Annotated in this window: 20 protein-coding genes; 14 read left to right on the top strand and 6 right to left on the bottom strand. The window is 61.1% G+C overall.

Translation table 11 applies throughout. The features are described from left to right. Positions 1-126 precede the first annotated feature (126 nt). Positions 127-1,017: a threonine/homoserine exporter RhtA gene (gene rhtA, locus AC30D9_RS23385; protein ID WP_134925169.1), complete on the top strand. Its 891-nt coding sequence runs from the start codon at positions 127-129 to the stop codon at positions 1,015-1,017. Between the two features lie 168 nt (positions 1,018-1,185). Next, positions 1,186-1,467, top strand: coding sequence for a hypothetical protein (locus AC30D9_RS23380; RefSeq protein ID WP_134925170.1), 282 nt, complete (start codon positions 1,186-1,188; stop codon positions 1,465-1,467). Positions 1,468-1,473: 6 nt separating this feature from the next. On the opposite strand, the gene AC30D9_RS23375 is transcribed toward AC30D9_RS23380, so the two are convergent. Beyond that, a complete protein-coding gene (locus AC30D9_RS23375) occupies positions 1,474-2,043 on the bottom strand; it encodes a TetR/AcrR family transcriptional regulator (RefSeq protein WP_307573792.1) in 570 nt (189 codons plus the stop codon). A 90-nt stretch (positions 2,044-2,133) separates the two neighbouring features. Here AC30D9_RS23375 and AC30D9_RS23370 point away from each other — a divergent pair, with 90 nt between their 5' ends. Together AC30D9_RS23370 and AC30D9_RS23365 are read left to right on the top strand one after the other, a co-directional pair. After that, positions 2,134-2,862, top strand: coding sequence for an SDR family oxidoreductase (locus AC30D9_RS23370; protein ID WP_134925172.1), 729 nt, complete (start codon positions 2,134-2,136; stop codon positions 2,860-2,862). A 35-nt stretch (positions 2,863-2,897) separates the two neighbouring features. After that, complete coding sequence (locus AC30D9_RS23365; RefSeq protein ID WP_134925173.1) at positions 2,898-3,488, top strand: 2-hydroxychromene-2-carboxylate isomerase; 591 nt, start codon at positions 2,898-2,900, stop codon at positions 3,486-3,488. 9 nt (positions 3,489-3,497) lie between these two features. Here AC30D9_RS23365 and AC30D9_RS23360 read toward each other — a convergent pair whose 3' ends face one another. From AC30D9_RS23360 to AC30D9_RS23340, 5 genes are all read right to left on the bottom strand, one after another. After that, entirely contained in the window at positions 3,498-5,306 is a 1,809-nt protein-coding gene (locus tag AC30D9_RS23360) for an aminopeptidase P family protein (RefSeq protein ID WP_134925174.1), read from the bottom strand. Between the two features lie 45 nt (positions 5,307-5,351). Continuing rightward, complete coding sequence (locus AC30D9_RS23355; protein ID WP_490144940.1) at positions 5,352-6,518, bottom strand: cysteine desulfurase family protein; 1,167 nt, start codon at positions 6,516-6,518, stop codon at positions 5,352-5,354. A gap of 159 nt (positions 6,519-6,677) precedes the next feature. Next, a complete protein-coding gene (locus AC30D9_RS23350) occupies positions 6,678-7,292 on the bottom strand; it encodes a LysE family translocator (RefSeq protein WP_014337373.1) in 615 nt (204 codons plus the stop codon). A 101-nt stretch (positions 7,293-7,393) separates the two neighbouring features. Beyond that, complete coding sequence (locus AC30D9_RS23345; protein ID WP_490144939.1) at positions 7,394-7,660, bottom strand: hypothetical protein; 267 nt, start codon at positions 7,658-7,660, stop codon at positions 7,394-7,396. A gap of 116 nt (positions 7,661-7,776) precedes the next feature. Then, positions 7,777-8,142 carry an antibiotic biosynthesis monooxygenase gene (locus AC30D9_RS23340; RefSeq protein ID WP_307573804.1) on the bottom strand — a complete coding sequence of 122 codons (366 nt, stop codon included), beginning with the start codon at positions 8,140-8,142 and terminating at the stop codon, positions 7,777-7,779. Positions 8,143-8,238: 96 nt separating this feature from the next. On the opposite strand from AC30D9_RS23340, the gene soxR reads away from it, so the two are divergent. From soxR to AC30D9_RS23290, 10 genes are all read left to right on the top strand, one after another. Further along, positions 8,239-8,691, top strand: coding sequence for a redox-sensitive transcriptional activator SoxR (gene soxR / locus AC30D9_RS23335; protein WP_490144938.1), 453 nt, complete (start codon positions 8,239-8,241; stop codon positions 8,689-8,691). A gap of 105 nt (positions 8,692-8,796) precedes the next feature. Continuing rightward, on the top strand, positions 8,797-9,258 hold the full coding sequence (locus AC30D9_RS23330; RefSeq protein WP_077508672.1) for a VOC family protein: 462 nt from the start codon (positions 8,797-8,799) through the stop codon (positions 9,256-9,258). 233 nt (positions 9,259-9,491) lie between these two features. Then, the gene (locus AC30D9_RS23325; protein ID WP_490144937.1) at positions 9,492-10,706 is read left to right on the top strand and encodes a PepSY-associated TM helix domain-containing protein; all 1,215 of its coding nucleotides are present in this window, start codon (positions 9,492-9,494) and stop codon (positions 10,704-10,706) included. Beyond that, positions 10,703-11,245 (top strand): thiamine pyrophosphate-binding protein, encoded by a 543-nt coding sequence (locus AC30D9_RS23320; RefSeq protein ID WP_134925180.1) that lies wholly within the window; start codon positions 10,703-10,705, stop codon positions 11,243-11,245. The genes AC30D9_RS23325 and AC30D9_RS23320 overlap by 4 nt, the downstream gene beginning before the upstream one ends. Continuing rightward, complete coding sequence (locus AC30D9_RS23315; RefSeq protein WP_490144936.1) at positions 11,242-11,568, top strand: hypothetical protein; 327 nt, start codon at positions 11,242-11,244, stop codon at positions 11,566-11,568. The genes AC30D9_RS23320 and AC30D9_RS23315 overlap by 4 nt, the downstream gene beginning before the upstream one ends. After that, on the top strand, positions 11,565-12,140 hold the full coding sequence (locus AC30D9_RS23310) for a DUF6162 family protein (RefSeq protein WP_490144935.1): 576 nt from the start codon (positions 11,565-11,567) through the stop codon (positions 12,138-12,140). The genes AC30D9_RS23315 and AC30D9_RS23310 overlap by 4 nt, the downstream gene beginning before the upstream one ends. 35 nt (positions 12,141-12,175) lie before the next feature. Then, entirely contained in the window at positions 12,176-13,105 is a 930-nt protein-coding gene (locus AC30D9_RS23305; RefSeq protein WP_134925183.1) for a metal ABC transporter solute-binding protein, Zn/Mn family, read from the top strand. Further along, a complete protein-coding gene (locus AC30D9_RS23300) occupies positions 13,102-13,854 on the top strand; it encodes a metal ABC transporter ATP-binding protein (RefSeq protein WP_490144934.1) in 753 nt (250 codons plus the stop codon). The genes AC30D9_RS23305 and AC30D9_RS23300 overlap by 4 nt, the downstream gene beginning before the upstream one ends. After that, positions 13,854-14,753 (top strand): metal ABC transporter permease, encoded by a 900-nt coding sequence (locus AC30D9_RS23295; protein WP_134925185.1) that lies wholly within the window; start codon positions 13,854-13,856, stop codon positions 14,751-14,753. Before AC30D9_RS23300 ends, AC30D9_RS23295 begins: the two co-directional genes overlap by 1 nt. Next, positions 14,754-15,647, top strand: a complete 894-nt coding sequence (locus AC30D9_RS23290) for a metal ABC transporter solute-binding protein, Zn/Mn family (protein ID WP_490144933.1) — start codon at positions 14,754-14,756, stop codon at positions 15,645-15,647. Positions 15,648-15,755: the final 108 nt, after the last annotated feature.

The raw sequence follows: 15,755 nt of genomic DNA, 5'->3' as shown, positions 1-15,755 counted from the left end.
TGATTTTTCTATCTGCAACCCGAGACGGCACTTAAATCTACCCAGATATATAGACGGAATCACTTCATATGCGCAATATACTGCTCAACTAAGCCTTCCGCCTTTATTCCTGGACGACACCCCGTAATGACACCCCCTCCACATCGCAGCCTGGCCTCCACCCTCTACCCGGTTGCCCTGCTATTAATAGCCATGGCTTCTATTCAATCGGGAGCCTCCCTCGCCAAAAGCATGTTCCCGGTGGTGGGCGCACAAGGCACTACGACACTGCGACTCATTTTTGCCAGTCTCATCATGCTGTTATTGCTACGCCCCTGGCGTGCCAAGCTCACCGCCCAATCCCTGCGCACCGTGATCGTTTATGGGATGGCATTGGGCGGCATGAACTTTCTCTTCTATATGTCGGTTCGCACCGTTCCACTGGGCATTGCCGTGGCACTGGAATTCACCGGCCCACTGGCAGTTGCCATTTACGCCTCGCGCCGGGCAATCGACTTTCTCTGGATTGCCCTGGCAGTGGCTGGCTTGCTGCTACTCATACCGAGCGGTGCGACCACAGCCGGTATTGACCTGCTTGGAGCCGGCTACGCACTGGGCGCAGGTTTCTGCTGGGCGTTGTACATTCTGTTCGGCCAGAAGGCCGGCGCGGACAATGGTGTGCAGACCGCCGCATTGGGCGTGATGATCGCCGCCCTGTTCGTCGCACCTATTGGCATCGTGCATGCGGGCACCGCACTGCTCACGCCGAGCCTGATTCCAATCGCCATCGGTGTCGCCATCCTGTCTACAGCCCTGCCCTATACCCTGGAAATGATCGCCCTGACCCGAATGCCAGCCCGCACTTTCGGCACTCTGATGAGCATCGAACCGGCAATCGCGGCCTTGTCAGGGCTTGTCTTTCTCCAGGAGTACTTGTCCTTGGCCCAGTGGACCGCCATTGCCTGCATCATCCTGGCATCGGTCGGCGCAACACTGACCATGGCCAACACCGCGAAACCCGTCGTCGCGGCAGATTGAAGCAGGATTTCACGAAGGTCTGGTATTTGCCGCGCATTTAGGCCATGTTTAGGCCGGTAACCTAATGCCAGACATGGATTTTTTCATACAGGAAGTCATGAACGCTTCAAGCGAGAGCAAACATGATCGTACGTGGACACAAGATCCACGAAGATCATAAGGACGGGAATGAAACGAATTTTGATACTGATCGCCGCACTTGCAATAGCGGGCTGTGCAGCAACGTCGAAAACTGAAGTCAAGCGCGGCAAGAAAGGCCTGCACATCAACTGCTCCGGTTTGTCCTCATCCTGGGAGCAGTGCGCCGCCAGTGCCGCCAACTCATGCGCTCCCAAGGGTTATAAGGTCATTGCCAAATCCGGCGACGCCGTCGAAGAACCCGGGGATTATCCTTTCGGGCTCAACCCCGCTGGCTATACCAGCCGCAGCATGATCGTCATCTGCAAATAAGCCACGTCAGTCGAGCCCCTGCTCGGCCATTCGGCGACAGATTTCCTCATGACTGGACTTGAGGACATCGCGCTGGACCTGCGGCGTGACCAGCATCCGCGCAACAACCAACGCTCCCACACATTGAGACAGGATGGCCCAAGCCAGGCTGTCGCTTCCCAATATCCGCGCCCAGCTTTCGTGCAAACGACAGATCCACGTTTGCGCCGCCTCCCTCACCTGGGCATCCGATCGCGCAATCTCGGCGCCCAACACCGGCAACGCACAACCTGCTTCGGGCTGCTCAACGTGACTCATGCTCAAGTACTGCTTGAGGCAGCGCTCCAGCTTGGTCGAATCCATCGCACCGTCTCCGCTCAGGCGATCCAGGCTTTGGGCCAACTCCCGCTCAACGATGGCTTTGAAAAGCTCATCCTTGGAGGAAAAGTGGCTATAGAACGCACCGCCGCTCAACCCGATCGCTTTCATCAGGCCATCGACGCCGACCGTGGAAAAACCCGATTTCTTGGCGGAAATAGCACTGCTGGCGAGCAGTTTCTCGCGGGTTTCCATTTTGTGATTGGCTGAATATCGCATGGACTTGCCCCTGAATTACTCACCTTGACGCTTGCCGGACCTTAGCATAACGTCCGTTTAGTTAACGATCGTTTACCAATGAGGCGGGCCATGAATAACAAGAAGGTCGTACTGGTTGTCGGCGCGGGCGACTCCACCGGCGGAGCGATTGCCAAGCGCTTTGCGCAGGAAGGTTTTGTTGCCTGTGTTACCCGTCGTAGCGCCGACAAACTCCAGCCTCTGGTGGATGGAATCCGCGCTCAAGGTGGAGAAGCCCACGGGTTTGCCTGTGATGCGCGCAAAGAAGATGACGTGATTGCGCTCATCGAGCAAATCGAGAATCAGATCGGTCCGATCGAAGCCTTTGTATTCAACATCGGCGCCAACGTTCCGTGCAGCATCCTCGAAGAAACCGCGCGCAAGTATTTCAAGATATGGGAAATGGCCTGCTTCTCAGGCTTTCTCAATGCACGGGAAGTGGCCAGGCGCATGGTCAAGCGCCAGCGCGGGACGATCCTGTTTACCGGCGCAACGGCAGGATTGCGCGGAGCTTCGGGGTTTGCCGCATTCGCAGGCGCCAAGCATGGCATCCGGGCATTGGCCCAGAGCATGGCCCGTGAGCTGGGGCCGCTGAATATTCATGTGGCTCACGTAGTGGTGGACGGCGCCATCGACACCGACTTCATCCGCGATAATTTCCCGGAAAAATATGCCACCAAGGATCAGGACGGCATCCTGAACCCTGAACACATCGCCGACAATTACTGGTACCTGCACAGCCAACCCCGCGACGCCTGGACCTTCGAGTTGGACCTGCGCCCTTGGAGCGAACGCTGGTAAAGCCACCCCTTTAAAACAACAAGAGAGCGGATACCATGAGCAAATCGGTGGAGTTTTACTTCGATCTCGGCAGCCCGACCACGTACCTGGCCTATACCCAGTTGCCGACGCTGTGCGCACAGACAAACAGTCAGTTGATCTATCGTCCGATGTTACTGGGCGGCGTCTTCAAGGCAACCGGCAATGCCTCACCGGCAACAGTGCCGGCCAAGAACCCTTATCTGTTCAAGGATCTGAATCGCTTCGCCAAGCGCTACGGCGTCGCCTTCCAGTTCAATCCACACTTCCCCATCAATACGCTGCAACTGATGCGCGCCGTGACCGGCATGCAACTGCGCCATCCTGAACGCTTCGAGGCCTTCATCGACTGCCTGTTCCGCGCCTTTTGGGTGGACGGCCGCAACCTCAATGACCTCGCGACTGTCGCAGCGATCCTGGACGAAGGCGCTTTCGACGCCGACTACGTACTGACCCTGACGAACGACGAGCAGGTCAAGCAAGCACTCAAGACCGCCACTGAAGAAGCCATCGGACGAGGCGTATTCGGTGCTCCGAGCATGTTTGTCGGCGAAGAGATGTTCTTCGGCCAGGATCGGCTGGACTTCGTCCGTGAAGCCCTCACCTGATCCTCTACTTCAAATGGCCATCGTCCGCGTATCGAGCCATTGCAGTGCATCGCCGTCCAGCAACGGGCTCAATCGACGCTGAACTTCGGCGTGGTAGGCGTTGAACCAGTCTTTTTCGTCCTGGGTCAGCAGCGAAGGCTCCAGGCAGCGTGTGTCGATCGGGCACAGGGTCAGGGTTTCGAACTCAAGGAATTCGCCGAACTCACTGCTCCCGGCTTCGCGGTTCAACACCAGGTTCTCGATACGCACACCCCAGCGACCGGGACGATAAGTGCCCGGTTCGATGGAGGTGATCATGCCTGCCTGCATCGCCGTTTGCGGCGCGGTAGCGGCTTGATAGGCAATCACCTGCGGGCCTTCGTGAACATTGAGGAAATAGCCGACGCCATGGCCAGTGCCGTGGCCGTAATCCACCTGCTCCGCCCAGATCGGTGCGCGGGCGATAGCATCCAGCAACGGTGAAAGAATGCCCCGCGGAAACTTGGCCCGGGACAGGGCAATCACGCCTTTGAGCACCCGCGTGCAGTCACGCTTCTGCTCAGCGGTCGGTGTTCCGACCGGCACCATGCGAGTGATATCAGTGGTGCCGCCCAAATACTGGCCGCCGGAATCGATCAGCAACAGGCCATCACCTTCGATGACCGCATGGGCTTCTTCCGTGGCATGGTAATGAGGCATCGCGCCGTTGGCGTTAAAGGCGGCGATGGTATTGAAGCTCAGGGAGACGAAGTCCGGCCGGCGCATGCGAGCGGCGGTCAGGTGCTCATCGATGGTCAGTTCGGTGATGCGCTCGCGCCCCCAGGCGCTCTCCAGCCAGGCGAAGAACTCACAGAGCGCCGCGCCATCCTGCTCCATGGCCCGGCGGATGTGCTCGGCGTCGGCCAAGCTCTTGCGGGACTTGGCCAGCGTCGTTGGATTGAGGCCCTCGACCAGCTTCACACCGCTGCCCAGGTTATCCAGCAAGCCGACCGTAACCCGCGCCGGATCGATCTGCAGGCTCGCGCCGTCCGGCACTTCACGCAACGCGGCGGTGGCTTCGCTGTAATCGCGCAGGGTCACGCCGTCCTGTTCAAGAACGGCACGCAGCGATGCGTCGACCTTGTCCAGGGCCACGAACAACGTTGCCTGTTGCTGGTTGATCAAGGCAAAGGAGACGAACACGGGGTTGAACGACACATCCGCGCCGCGCAGGTTGAACAACCAGGCGATGTCATCCAGCGTGGCGATGAAATGCCAGTCGGCGCCACGCTCCTTGAGGGATTCGCGCAACTTGGCGAGTTTCTCGACCCGGCTGACGGTCGCCTGGGGCGGCAAATGGGCGTAGACCGGTTGATCCGGCAAGCTTGGGCGATCGGTCCAGACCTCCTTGAGCAGATCGATATCGGTGCGCAACCGCGCGCCGCGTTCGGCAAGTTTGCCACCCAGGGTACGGGCCGATGCGACGGCCATGACCGCACCGTCGACCGCGACCACCCCACCCTCGGGCGTTTGTTCGGCCAACCAGTCCAAGGGGCCGGGCTGGCCTGGAATCAGCTTGACCAGCTCAATACCGCTGCCCTCCAGTTCCTTGGTCGCCTGCTCCCAATAACGGCTGTCAGCCCATACGCCGGCGAAATTGCCGGTCACGATCAAGGTACCCACCGAACCGTGGAACCCCGACAGCCATTGTCGTCCTTGCCAATAGCCCGGCAGGTACTCGGAAAGATGCGGGTCAGCCGATGGCACCAGCAGCGCGTGAATGCCCTCTCGACTCATCAGTTGGCGGATTCGGGCCAGGCGCTGGGGAACCCGTTCATGGGGCAAAGGCTCGGTGCTCATTGTTTCTCCTGTTCATTGATATTGTTGTTCGATGCCGAGGACGGCTTATGAAGTCGTGGCCCATAACGCCGGCGCAGTCGCGCATGCCGCCTGGATCAGCCGCACCGCCTCGTCGATATCCTGCTCGGTGGTAAAGCGGCCCAGGCTCAAGCGAATGGTCCGCCCGGCCGCGCGTGCATCGTGCCCCAGGGCCAGCAGCACATGGGACGGGGTGTTGTGTGCCGAATTGCAGGCCGAGGTCGCGGAAAATGCAATCGATGCACCCAATGTCGCCGGATTGAACTCACCCTCGTTGAACGTCAGGCTCAGCGTGTGAGGAATCCGTTGGCTCGCGCTGCCGTTGATACGCACACCGGGCAAGGCCAGCAGCGGCTCGAGCAAACGATTGCGCAACCGGGCGATTTTAGCGAGTTCTTCGTCGAATGCCGCTGAGGCCAGCTCAAATGCGGCCCCCATGGCTGCGATCTGGTGCGTCGCCAGGGTCCCGGAGCGCAAACCGCCTTCATGTCCACCGCCATGAATCTGCGCCGACAGCCGTGGCCGGGCCCGGTCGCCCACGTAGAGCGCGCCGATGCCCTTGGGGCCGTAGATTTTATGCGCGGAAAAAGACATCAGGTCCACTGGCCAACGAGACAGGTCGATCTGCACCTTGCCGGCGCCCTGGGCTGCGTCCACATGGAACAGCGCACCGTGCTCGCGAACGATCTCGCCAATGGCGACGACATCGTTGACGGTACCCAACTCATTGTTCACCAGCATCAGCGATACCAGGAACGTGTCTTCGCGCAACGCCTCGCGAACCGCTTGCGGGCTGATCAGGCCCTCGGCGTCCGGCGCCAGCCAGGTTACCGCGACGCCACTGTCCTCGAGCTGGCGTGCCGTATCGAGAATCGCCTTGTGTTCGATCCGGCTGGTGATGACATGGCCGGCAGAACCTGCGCGCGCCTGGGCCACCCCCTTGAGGGCCAGGTTGTTGGATTCCGTGGCGCCGGAAGTCCAGACGATCTGTTCGGGCTGAGCCCCCACCAATTGCGCCACCTGCTGGCGGGCACGCTCCACCGAGCGCCGGGCCTCCTGGCCGAAGGCATGGGAACTGGAAGCCGGGTTGCCGAAGTTGCCGTCAAAGCCCAGACACTCGACCATGACCCGGATGACCCGCTCATCCACCGGCGTGGTGGCGGCGTAATCGAAATACAAAGGACGTTTATTCATAGGAAACTCGCAGAGCCTGCTCCGGGATCAGGCGCCCTCGTTGGGTTCGAGACTAGCAATACCTGATCGAAGACCTTAAAGAAGTCGGACTTCGTTTAAAAGTGCGTAGGAACGCTCCTGAACAGCGAGCTTAGCAGGCATCGCGTCGAAGCTCAGCCCTCAACTGATGCTTTCGAGCAACAACGGATACAGCGAAGCGACCAACAGCAGCGCCATGCCCCAATTGAACAGGCGCAGCCAGCGACGATCACGCAACAGGTTGCGCAACAGACTGCCACACACCACCCACAGGCTCACGCTGGGTAGATTGATCAGGGCAAACACCGCTGCAATCACCAACACATTGAAGAAGTAACCCTGGAGTGGCGTGTAGGTACTGATGGCACCGATGGCCATGATCCAGGCCTTGGGGTTGACCCACTGGAACGCCGCCGCGCCCCAATAGCTGATCGGCGTATTGTCCCCCGGCTGACTTTCCGAAACCGGGCCGGAGTGGGCTATTTTCCACGCCAGGTACAGCAGGTACGCCGCGCCGATGTAGCGCAGTGCGGTATAGAGCAGTGGATAAGTCTGGAACACCGCGCCCAGGCCAAGGCCCACCGCCAGCACCAGGGAAAAGAACCCGCAGGTGATACCCAGCATGTGCGGAATGGTGCGGTTGAAACCGAAATTGACACCCGAAGCCAACAACATGGTGTTGTTAGGGCCTGGCGTGATCGAGGTCACCAGGGCAAACAGGGCGAAGCCCAGCAACAGGTCAAGCGAAAGGGTCATGTCAGGACAATCCATCGGGCGGTGAGTCAGGTGATGACCCTACCCCACGTCCTGCTGGCGTCCCATGGACAGTTGAGCAAAACTTCGAGCGGTACAGTCTTTCAGCTCGACCGACCAGGCTGTTGCACGGCCCGCTCAGCACTCATCTCGCCCCGGTCGTCGAAGCCAACGTTCTTTTGTGCCGTGCCAAGCAACTCGGCCTTTTTCGCGTGATACTCCTCGAAGGAGAGGCCGCGACGATTCAAGGCCTCCAGCGCAAGTTCGCGAGCTTCGTCGGCGGTGTAAGGACGCAGCTCCGGAGACGAGGAGGCACAGCCGCTCAATACGGTTGCGGTCAACAGCAGTAAAATAGCGAGGGTACGGTTCATGGCAGGTGTCCGGTGTTCTGGAGTTGGGCGATGAACAAAGGCTACCCGCCAGCCCTGCGCGGCAGAAATCAACCCTCTCGATAGTGGCTATTGCCTTTGCGGATCAGTCGCTTCGCTCAGTCGACCAACTGGCAATGCAGCGCATTGTCCAGGCTGCGCTCGATGTTGCGTAGCACCTGGAACGAACCGAACGTCACGGCTTTGGCTCGGTGTGCCTGGATCAGCCGCCAGAAATCCTGCTCGCCACTTTCGAAGCTTCGAAGCGCCGCCTCGCCTGCCTCGCGGGTTTGCCACTGCAAATAGTTGAGCACGCGCCGACCATCCTCGCTGACCTGGATGCTGGCACTCAGGAACCCCTGGTGGTCCCGGGCCAGGCGTTCGGTCTGTTCCGACAAGGCCGTGACCAGCGCCTGCTGCCATTGAGGCTCGATGTCGAATTCCATCAGTTGGGTGAAGCTGCGATTGTTCCTTGGTGATTGCATGAAAGGTCCCCTATGCAGGTAAGGCGGATCTTGCGATCCGAAGACGCGCAGGGTAAAACCTCTAGTTAACTTGAGGTCAAGCGGTGAATTGAAGCGATGACGCAGATAGATGTCCACAAGGAACTCACCGTCGGCCAAGTGGCCGCTCGCAGCGGTGTGGCGGTCACCGCCCTGCATTTCTATGAAGCCAAGGGACTGATCAAAAGCACGCGTAACCCGGGCAACCAACGTCGATACCCACGGGCGGTATTGCGCCGCGTGGCGCTGATCAAGGTCGCCCAGCGCCTGGGCATCCCCTTGGCGGAAATCGGCGAGGCCTTGAAGAACCTGCCGGACAACCGCGCCCCAACCGCCGCCGACTGGCAGACCTTGTCGGCGCAATGGGGCCGAGACCTGGACGAGCGCATCAACCAATTGGTGACGCTGCGTGATCGACTCAACGGCTGCATCGGCTGCGGATGCCTGTCGATGGAAGCTTGCCCACTACGCAATCAGGGCGACGCGCTGGGCAAACAAGGGCCGGGGGCGCACCTACTGGAACAGCCCTGAAGCGTTCGTCGGGGCATGAGCCCGCCCACGGCTGCTGACCTATAGTGGATGGGCGCAAATCGACGAAGACTCTCTTCGCCTCCCATAACAACAAGGAGAAACGTCATGGGCGTCAAAGCCATTCCCGAAGGTTTCCATAACATCACGCCCTACCTGGGCATTCAAAAAGCCGCCGAAGCCATCGACTTCTACAAAAAAGCCTTCAATGCCACCGAGGTCATGCGCCTGGCCATGCCCGACGGAGGCATCGGCCACGCCGAACTGCGGATCAACGGTTTTCCGATCATGCTCGGTACGCCTTGCGACCAAGGCCCGCTGAGCAACCCGGACCAATCGCCATCGGTCGGCCTGCATTTATATGTCGAGGACGTGGACAGCGCATTTGCCCAGGCCATTGCCGCCGGTGGCACGGTGATTTCCGAGGTCAAGGACCAATTCTACGGAGATCGCACCGGCACCTTGAAAGATCCCTATGGGCATCTGTGGTTCCTGGCAACGCATAAGGAGGATCTGAGCCAGGAGCAGATCGAGCAAAGGGCCAGGGAGATGTTCCAACAGCAAGGCTGACTTGCCTGAAGCAATCTGCCCTTGTGGCCAGGGAGCTTGTCCCTGGCCACAAAAGGCCGTGATGCTAAACGCGAAACATTTTCTTTCATCTTTCCCTTCAGGATTTCACTTGCTGGTTCGTCTTAATTAGATGCAACCGGCCGCGTCGGCAAAAGCCACGGCCGTTTTTTCAGGGTTCAAGGGGTTGCGAAGCCCGTAATCCAGAGCCTTTCATCGAATCAAGACGTTCAATCATGTCGAAGAAGTCCCGCTCCAAACTCTGGTTCCTGGTGCACAGCTGGCTGGCATTGCCCATCTGGTTTTTTGTGCTCATCGTCTGCGTCACCGGCACCCTGGCGGTGGTCAGCCAGGAGATCGTCTGGCTGGCCAACCCCGACATGCGTGCCAGCAAGCCATCGGACGATGCCCCGCTGCTCAGCTATGACCAAGTGATTGCCGCGATCAAGCAAGCCCAACCACTGACCCAGGTGCTGAGCATCGCGCGTCCGGACGAATCGCATTTTGCGCTGGAAGCCAAGGTGACCTATCCCGACGGGCGCCCCGACACGGTTTACGTCAACCCGTACAGCGGCGTGATCCAGGGCTCGGCGCCGGCGTTCAATTTCAGGGGATTCACCCGTGCCCTGCATGGCTGGTGGCTGGTGCCGTTCACCAACGGCTATAGCTGGGGCTGGTACCTGGTGTCCTTGCTGGGATTGCCGTTACTGGCCTCCCTGGTGACCGGGCTGGTGGTCTACAAGCGTTTCTGGAAAGGCTTTTTCCGCCCGACGTTGCGCATCCGCCACGGTGCGCGGATTTTCTGGGGAGATTTCCACCGACTCAGCGGTATCTGGTCGATCTGGTTCATCGCGGTGATTTCCATTACCGGCACCTGGTTCCTGATCGAGGCCGTGCTGTCGGACAATCAGATTTCCATTTCCAGCGCGCCCGTCATTCCAGTGGTGGCGCGGGAAAGCGTTCCGCTGTCAACCGATGGTCTTGCACCGCAGCAACTTAGCCTGGACCGCGCGATTGAAATCGCCCAGCAGCGAATCCCGGGCCTGGACGCCAGTTTCGTCAGCCTGCCCGGCAATGCCTACAGCCACCTGGAAATCGGCGGCCGTGGTTGGTACCCGTTGATGTTCCAGACCGCCACCATCAATCCCTACAACGGTGACGTGGCTGCCTCGCGACTGTTGTCGGACCGTACGCCGCTGGAGTTCGTCACCGAATCCATGCGCCCCTTGCACACCGGGGATTTCGGCGGCCTCTGGATCAAGCTCATCTGGTTCTTCTTCGGCTTGGTCCTGAGCATGATGGTCCTCAGCGGGCTGCTGATCTGGACCAAACGCACGGCCCTGGCCACCGCCAATGCCTTCAAGCGCAGCCAGAAACCGCCCCGTGAAGCCCGGATCACCCAGGCATTGCAACCGTCCGTCCATCGTGAATCATCGGAGGGCAACGTTTGAATCCGTCCAATACCGCCTCATCACCGTCACGCCTGAGCCTGTTCTGGCACAAATGGCGCTTTCACCTCAATGTGCTGTTGCTGCTGATTCCCCTGGGTTTCATGCCCAAGTATTTCTCGGAAGCGGCTCTGTTTCGCGGGGATACCGGGCTTGGCGAGCGGGAGATCGGCGAAGTCCAGGTCGGACCGTGGAGCCTGCGTCTTGCCGAGTTTCGCAACGAAGCCCCACGCCCCGATGGCCCGGCCGGGCATATGAAACATTTCAACGCAGCCCTGTGCCAACGCTGCATCGGCGAGGTCAAGGCCACCTACCTGCGCATCGGCAAGCCTCGCAGCCTGCGGGCCGCCGGGGTGATTTTCTTCGGTTCGCCCTATCGCATGGGGGCCCTGTTGCCAGTGCCGCAAAAGACCCCGCTCGACGCCGAACTGTGGATAACCCTCGAGGGCTGGGACGGCTCGATGCACCAAGCCGCCATTCCCCTGAGCCAGGCCTCCCCCGCCACCATTGCCTGGCTGAAAACCCAAGGAGCCCAACCATGATCCCCCGCACCTCTCTCAACAGCCTGGCGCTGCTGCTCTGCGCCGGTTTCGCCAGCAGCGCCCTGGCCCACAACCCGATGTGCGAATGCAAGGCCATCGATGCCGAACAGATCCAGTGCACCGGCGGTTTTTCCGATGGCAGCGGTGCGCCCGGGGTGACCCTGGATGTGATCGGCTATGACGAGACCATCCTCGTCCCAGGCAAGCTCGGTGCCGACTCGACGCTGACCTTCAAGAAACCGAACGCCGAATTCTACGTGCTCTTCGACGCCGGCCCCGGCCACGTGGTGGAAATCGACCAAGCCGACATCGAGGCCCCATGAGCAATCCCACCACCCAAGTCATCCGCCCGGCCGGCGCGGGCCATGAAACCCTGTATGTGTTGCTGCTGTGCCTGTTCATCATGCTGGTGGCCGGGTCTGTGGTGGCCTGGCATGGCAAAACCGATGACGCCACTCACCTGGCCTCGAACCAACTCGACGCGCGCCGCGACCTCAACGCCGCCGAACAAGGCATCTATGCCGACCTGCGGGTGACCCTGGATGAAATCCGCCTGCTACGCGAAGAACAACAGCGCCTGCCCGGCCCGCAGACGCTGGCCGACGAAGGCTTTGCCCCGTTCACCCTGGACGCCAGCTCCATCAGCCGCGGCGGCCATGCCTGGCAACAGCTCGAAGACCGGGCCTACTTCGGCGCGAGCAGCAACTCATCCGTTGCCGGTTCGTTTCTGATGCGCATCAGCGAAGCGTCCGACGCCGCTCCCGACATCTGGCTCAATCGCAGCAACGGCCTCACTGCCCCCACCGCGCTGGACGACTCCGCCTTGTCCGCCGCCGGCTGGCAACAGATCGTCGCGCAATTCGACGCTGGCGTAACCCGTCAGCACCGGCACTGATCCCACGCCCTTATTCGAGAGAAGACCCTTCGCCCATGCCTATTGCATCTCAACGCCGCCCCTTGCTGCGCCTGCTGTTGATCGGCCTGCTGGCCTGTCTGTTCACCTCGCCGGTGAATGCCGAAACAGCCAAGCGCCTGCGCATCGGCATCACCTTGCACCCGTATTACAGCTACGTGGCGAACATCGTCGGCGACAAGGCCGAGGTGGTTCCGCTGATCCCGGCCGGTTTCAACCCTCATGCCTATGAACCACGGGCCGAGGACATCAAACGCATCAGCGGCCTCGACGTGATCGTGCTCAACGGCGTGGGCCACGACGATTTCGCCGACCGCATGATCGCCGCCAGCGAAACCCCGAACGTGAAGGTGATCGAGGCCAACGAAAACGTGCCCCTGCTCGCCGCCACCGGCACCGCCGCCCGAGGCGCTGGCAAGGTCGTCAACCCACACACGTTCCTGTCCATCAGCGCCTCCATTGCCCAGGTCAATAACATCGCCCGGGAGCTGGGCAAGCTCGACCCGGACAACGCCAAGGCCTACACCCAAAATGCCCGCGCCTACGGCAAGCGCCTGCGCCAGATGCGCGCTGCCGCCCTGGCGAAACTGACCCAGGCGCCCAATGCCGAGCTACGGGTCGCCACGGTGCACGCCGCCTACGACTACCTGCTGCGCGAATTCGGCCTGGAAGTGACCGCCGTGGTCGAGCCAGCCCACGGCATCGAACCGAGCCCCAGCCAGTTGAAAAAGACCATCGACCAACTGCGCGAGCTGGACGTGAAAGTGATCTTCTCGGAAATGGATTTTCCGTCCACCTACGTCGACACCATCCAGCGTGAATCAGGGGTGAAACTGTACCCGCTCTCGCACATTTCCTACGGCGACTACAGCGCCGAGAAGTACGAAAAGGAAATGGCCGGCAATCTCGATACCGTGGTCCGGGCGATCCAGGAGTCCGGCGCATGACCGTCCCGGAAACCCTCACCCTGAATCGCGTCGGCCCCTCCATTGAGTTCGCCGATGTCAGCCTGAACCTGGGCCGCACCACCATCCTCGACAGCGTGGCATTCCAGGTGGAACCCGGCAGTATCCATGCTTTGGTGGGCCCTAATGGCGGCGGAAAGAGTTCGTTGATCAAGACCATGCTGGGGCAGATGCCGCACCAGGGACGCCTGAGCCTGCAATGGCCGGGCGAACCCGGTGTGATCGGCTACGTGCCCCAGGCGCTGGAATTCGACCGAGGCCTGCCCATGACCGTGGACGATTTCATGGCGGCGATGTGTCAGCGGCGACCGGCCTTTCTCGGCTTGAGCAAGCATTACGCCGACGCTATCGGCCAGGCTTTGGAACGCGTGGGCATGCAGGATAAACGCAAGCGGCGCATGGGCGCGCTGTCCGGCGGCGAGCGCCAGCGGGTGTTGCTGGCCCAGGGCCTGATTCCGCCCCCACAGTTGCTAGTGCTGGATGAGCCGATGTCGGCCCTGGACGAGGCCGGCATCCAGGTGTTCGAACGGTTGCTGCAGGACTGGCGGCAGGCCGGCATCACCGTGCTGTGGATCGAACATGACCTGGAAGCCGTCGGGCGCCTGGCCGACCGTGTCACCGGCCTGAACCGCAAGGTGCTGTTCGACGGCCCGCCAGGCCAGACCCTGACCCCAGAGCGCTTGCTGACGCTGTTTTCCACCCATCCACGCACGAACGGGAGCGCCGCCTGATGAGTTACGAAGCCTTTCGTTTGATGGTCCAGGGCTGGGCTTCGGCCGGTTACCTGCCCGAAGCGCTGGCCTACGGGTTCGTGGTCAATGCTTTGCTGGCCGGGTTGTTGATCGGCCCGGTACTGGGCGGCCTCGGCACGCTGGTGGTGGTCAAGCGTTTCGCGTTTTTCTCCGAGGCGGTGGGCCATGCGGCGCTGACCGGCGTGGCGGTCGGCATCCTGCTCGGCGAACCCTACACCGGACCATATGGCAGCCTGTTCGGTTACTGCCTGCTGTTCGGCATCCTGCTCAATTACCTGCGCAACCGTACCGGCCTGGCGCCGGACACGCTGATCGGCGTCTTCCTTTCGGTGTCCCTGGCCCTGGGCGCCAGCCTGCTGCTAATCCTGGCGGGCAAGATCAACGTGCATATCCTGGAGAACGTACTGTTTGGCTCGGTACTGACGGTCAATGGCAATGACCTGCTGGTGCTGGCCGTGGTCGGTTCATTAGTCATGGCCCTGGCGTTGCCGCTCTATAACCGCATCATGCTCGCCAGCTTCAACCCGCAACTGGCGGCGGTACGCGGGGTGGCGGTCAAGACCCTGGATTACCTGTTCGTGGTGCTGGTGACGCTGATCACCGTAGCGGCGGTGAAAGTCATCGGCGCGATTCTGGTGGGGGCGTTGCTGGTCATTCCGGCAGCGGCGGCGCGCCTGCTCAGCCAGTCGTTGAAAGGGTTTTTCTGGTGTTCGGTGCTGATCGCCACCCTCAGTACCTTGTGCGGGATTCTCGCGCCAATTGTGTTCGACCTGCCGATCCCATCCGGCGCCGCGATCATCCTGGTGGCCGGCATCGCTTTCGCCCTGAGCGCCATCGCCCGTGGCGTCGTCCCCAGCCTCAAAGGGAATCTTGGATAAATGGTTTTCTCATTGCGACAACTGGCCCTCGCCGTAGCGCTATGCAGCGTGGCCGTCACCTCGTCATTTGCCAGCGAAAAAGTGCGCCTGCTGGCATCGCTGCCGGTCACCTACGGATTGAGTGAAGCCTTGCTCAAGGGCACCGACGTCAGCCTGGAGCGAGCCGCACCCGCCAATCTGCCCGGCACCCGGCAGAGTGCCTATTTCAGCGGCCGGGGGGCGCCGGCCCTGAGCAAACTGGCCGGCGAGGCCGACGGAGTGATCGGCCTGCGCTCGCTATGGCCGGACGATCCGCTGTACCCCATGGCCCGCCGCAGCAATATTCGCATCGTCGAAGTCGACGCCGCCCGCCCGGTGGACGGCGCCCTGCCCGGGATTGCCGTGCAACCGGGCATGGCCGACGGCCTGGCGAGCCAGCCGTGGATGGCCAGCCATAACCTGGGACGCATGGCCGACGTGATCGCCGCCGACCTGGTGCGCCTGGCCCCAGCGGCCAAACCGAAAATCGATACCAACCTGGCGGCCCTCAAGCAACGGCTGCTCAAACTCAGCGCCGACAGCGAAAAGCGGCTCGCCAGTGCCGACAACTTGAGCGTGGTCAGCCTAAGCGAGCACTTGGGTTACTTGATTAGCGGGCTCAACCTGGATGCCCTCAGCACCGATGCCCGGCCCGACGCCGACTGGACAGCCGAAGCCCTCAAGCAATTGACCACCATGTTGAAAGACAACGACGTGGCGCTGGTGCTGCATCATCGCCAGCCTTCGGATGCCGTGAAGGCGGCCATCAGCGAGGGCGGCAGTCGCCTGCTGGTACTGAGCACCGACGCCGCTGACCCCGTGGCAGAGCTGGAAAATAATGTGGGATTGGTTGTCGCGGCACTGACAGGGGGCTGACTGCTGGAGTGCGATCCACTGTGGGAGCGGGCTTGCTCGCGAAAGCGGTGTGTCAGGCGACATCAATGCTGACTGTACCGGCCTCATCGCGAGCAGGCTCGCTCCCAC

It is taken from the genome of Pseudomonas sp. DF11, from assembly GCF_058148565.1.
The sequence above is the reverse complement of the archived record's forward strand: the minus strand, read 5'-3'. Positions and strand labels throughout refer to the sequence as shown.

Bases quoted from the DNA above. Each gene is read 5' to 3' on its own strand.
- rhtA (WP_134925169.1), top strand. From the start codon at position 127: ATGACACCCCCTCCACATCGCAGCCTGGCCTCCACCCTCTACCCGGTT.
- AC30D9_RS23380 (WP_134925170.1), top strand. From the start codon at position 1,186: ATGAAACGAATTTTGATACTGATCGCCGCACTTGCAATAGCGGGCTGT.
- AC30D9_RS23375 (WP_307573792.1), bottom strand. From the start codon at position 2,043: ATGCGATATTCAGCCAATCACAAAATGGAAACCCGCGAGAAACTGCTC.
- AC30D9_RS23370 (WP_134925172.1), top strand. From the start codon at position 2,134: ATGAATAACAAGAAGGTCGTACTGGTTGTCGGCGCGGGCGACTCCACC.
- AC30D9_RS23365 (WP_134925173.1), top strand. From the start codon at position 2,898: ATGAGCAAATCGGTGGAGTTTTACTTCGATCTCGGCAGCCCGACCACG.
- AC30D9_RS23360 (WP_134925174.1), bottom strand. From the start codon at position 5,306: ATGAGCACCGAGCCTTTGCCCCATGAACGGGTTCCCCAGCGCCTGGCC.
- AC30D9_RS23355 (WP_490144940.1), bottom strand. From the start codon at position 6,518: ATGAATAAACGTCCTTTGTATTTCGATTACGCCGCCACCACGCCGGTG.
- AC30D9_RS23350 (WP_014337373.1), bottom strand. From the start codon at position 7,292: ATGACCCTTTCGCTTGACCTGTTGCTGGGCTTCGCCCTGTTTGCCCTG.
- AC30D9_RS23345 (WP_490144939.1), bottom strand. From the start codon at position 7,660: ATGAACCGTACCCTCGCTATTTTACTGCTGTTGACCGCAACCGTATTG.
- AC30D9_RS23340 (WP_307573804.1), bottom strand. From the start codon at position 8,142: ATGCAATCACCAAGGAACAATCGCAGCTTCACCCAACTGATGGAATTC.
- soxR (WP_490144938.1), top strand. From the start codon at position 8,239: ATGACGCAGATAGATGTCCACAAGGAACTCACCGTCGGCCAAGTGGCC.
- AC30D9_RS23330 (WP_077508672.1), top strand. From the start codon at position 8,797: ATGGGCGTCAAAGCCATTCCCGAAGGTTTCCATAACATCACGCCCTAC.
- AC30D9_RS23325 (WP_490144937.1), top strand. From the start codon at position 9,492: ATGTCGAAGAAGTCCCGCTCCAAACTCTGGTTCCTGGTGCACAGCTGG.
- AC30D9_RS23315 (WP_490144936.1), top strand. From the start codon at position 11,242: ATGATCCCCCGCACCTCTCTCAACAGCCTGGCGCTGCTGCTCTGCGCC.
- AC30D9_RS23310 (WP_490144935.1), top strand. From the start codon at position 11,565: ATGAGCAATCCCACCACCCAAGTCATCCGCCCGGCCGGCGCGGGCCAT.
- AC30D9_RS23305 (WP_134925183.1), top strand. From the start codon at position 12,176: ATGCCTATTGCATCTCAACGCCGCCCCTTGCTGCGCCTGCTGTTGATC.
- AC30D9_RS23300 (WP_490144934.1), top strand. From the start codon at position 13,102: ATGACCGTCCCGGAAACCCTCACCCTGAATCGCGTCGGCCCCTCCATT.
- AC30D9_RS23295 (WP_134925185.1), top strand. From the start codon at position 13,854: ATGAGTTACGAAGCCTTTCGTTTGATGGTCCAGGGCTGGGCTTCGGCC.
- AC30D9_RS23290 (WP_490144933.1), top strand. From the start codon at position 14,754: ATGGTTTTCTCATTGCGACAACTGGCCCTCGCCGTAGCGCTATGCAGC.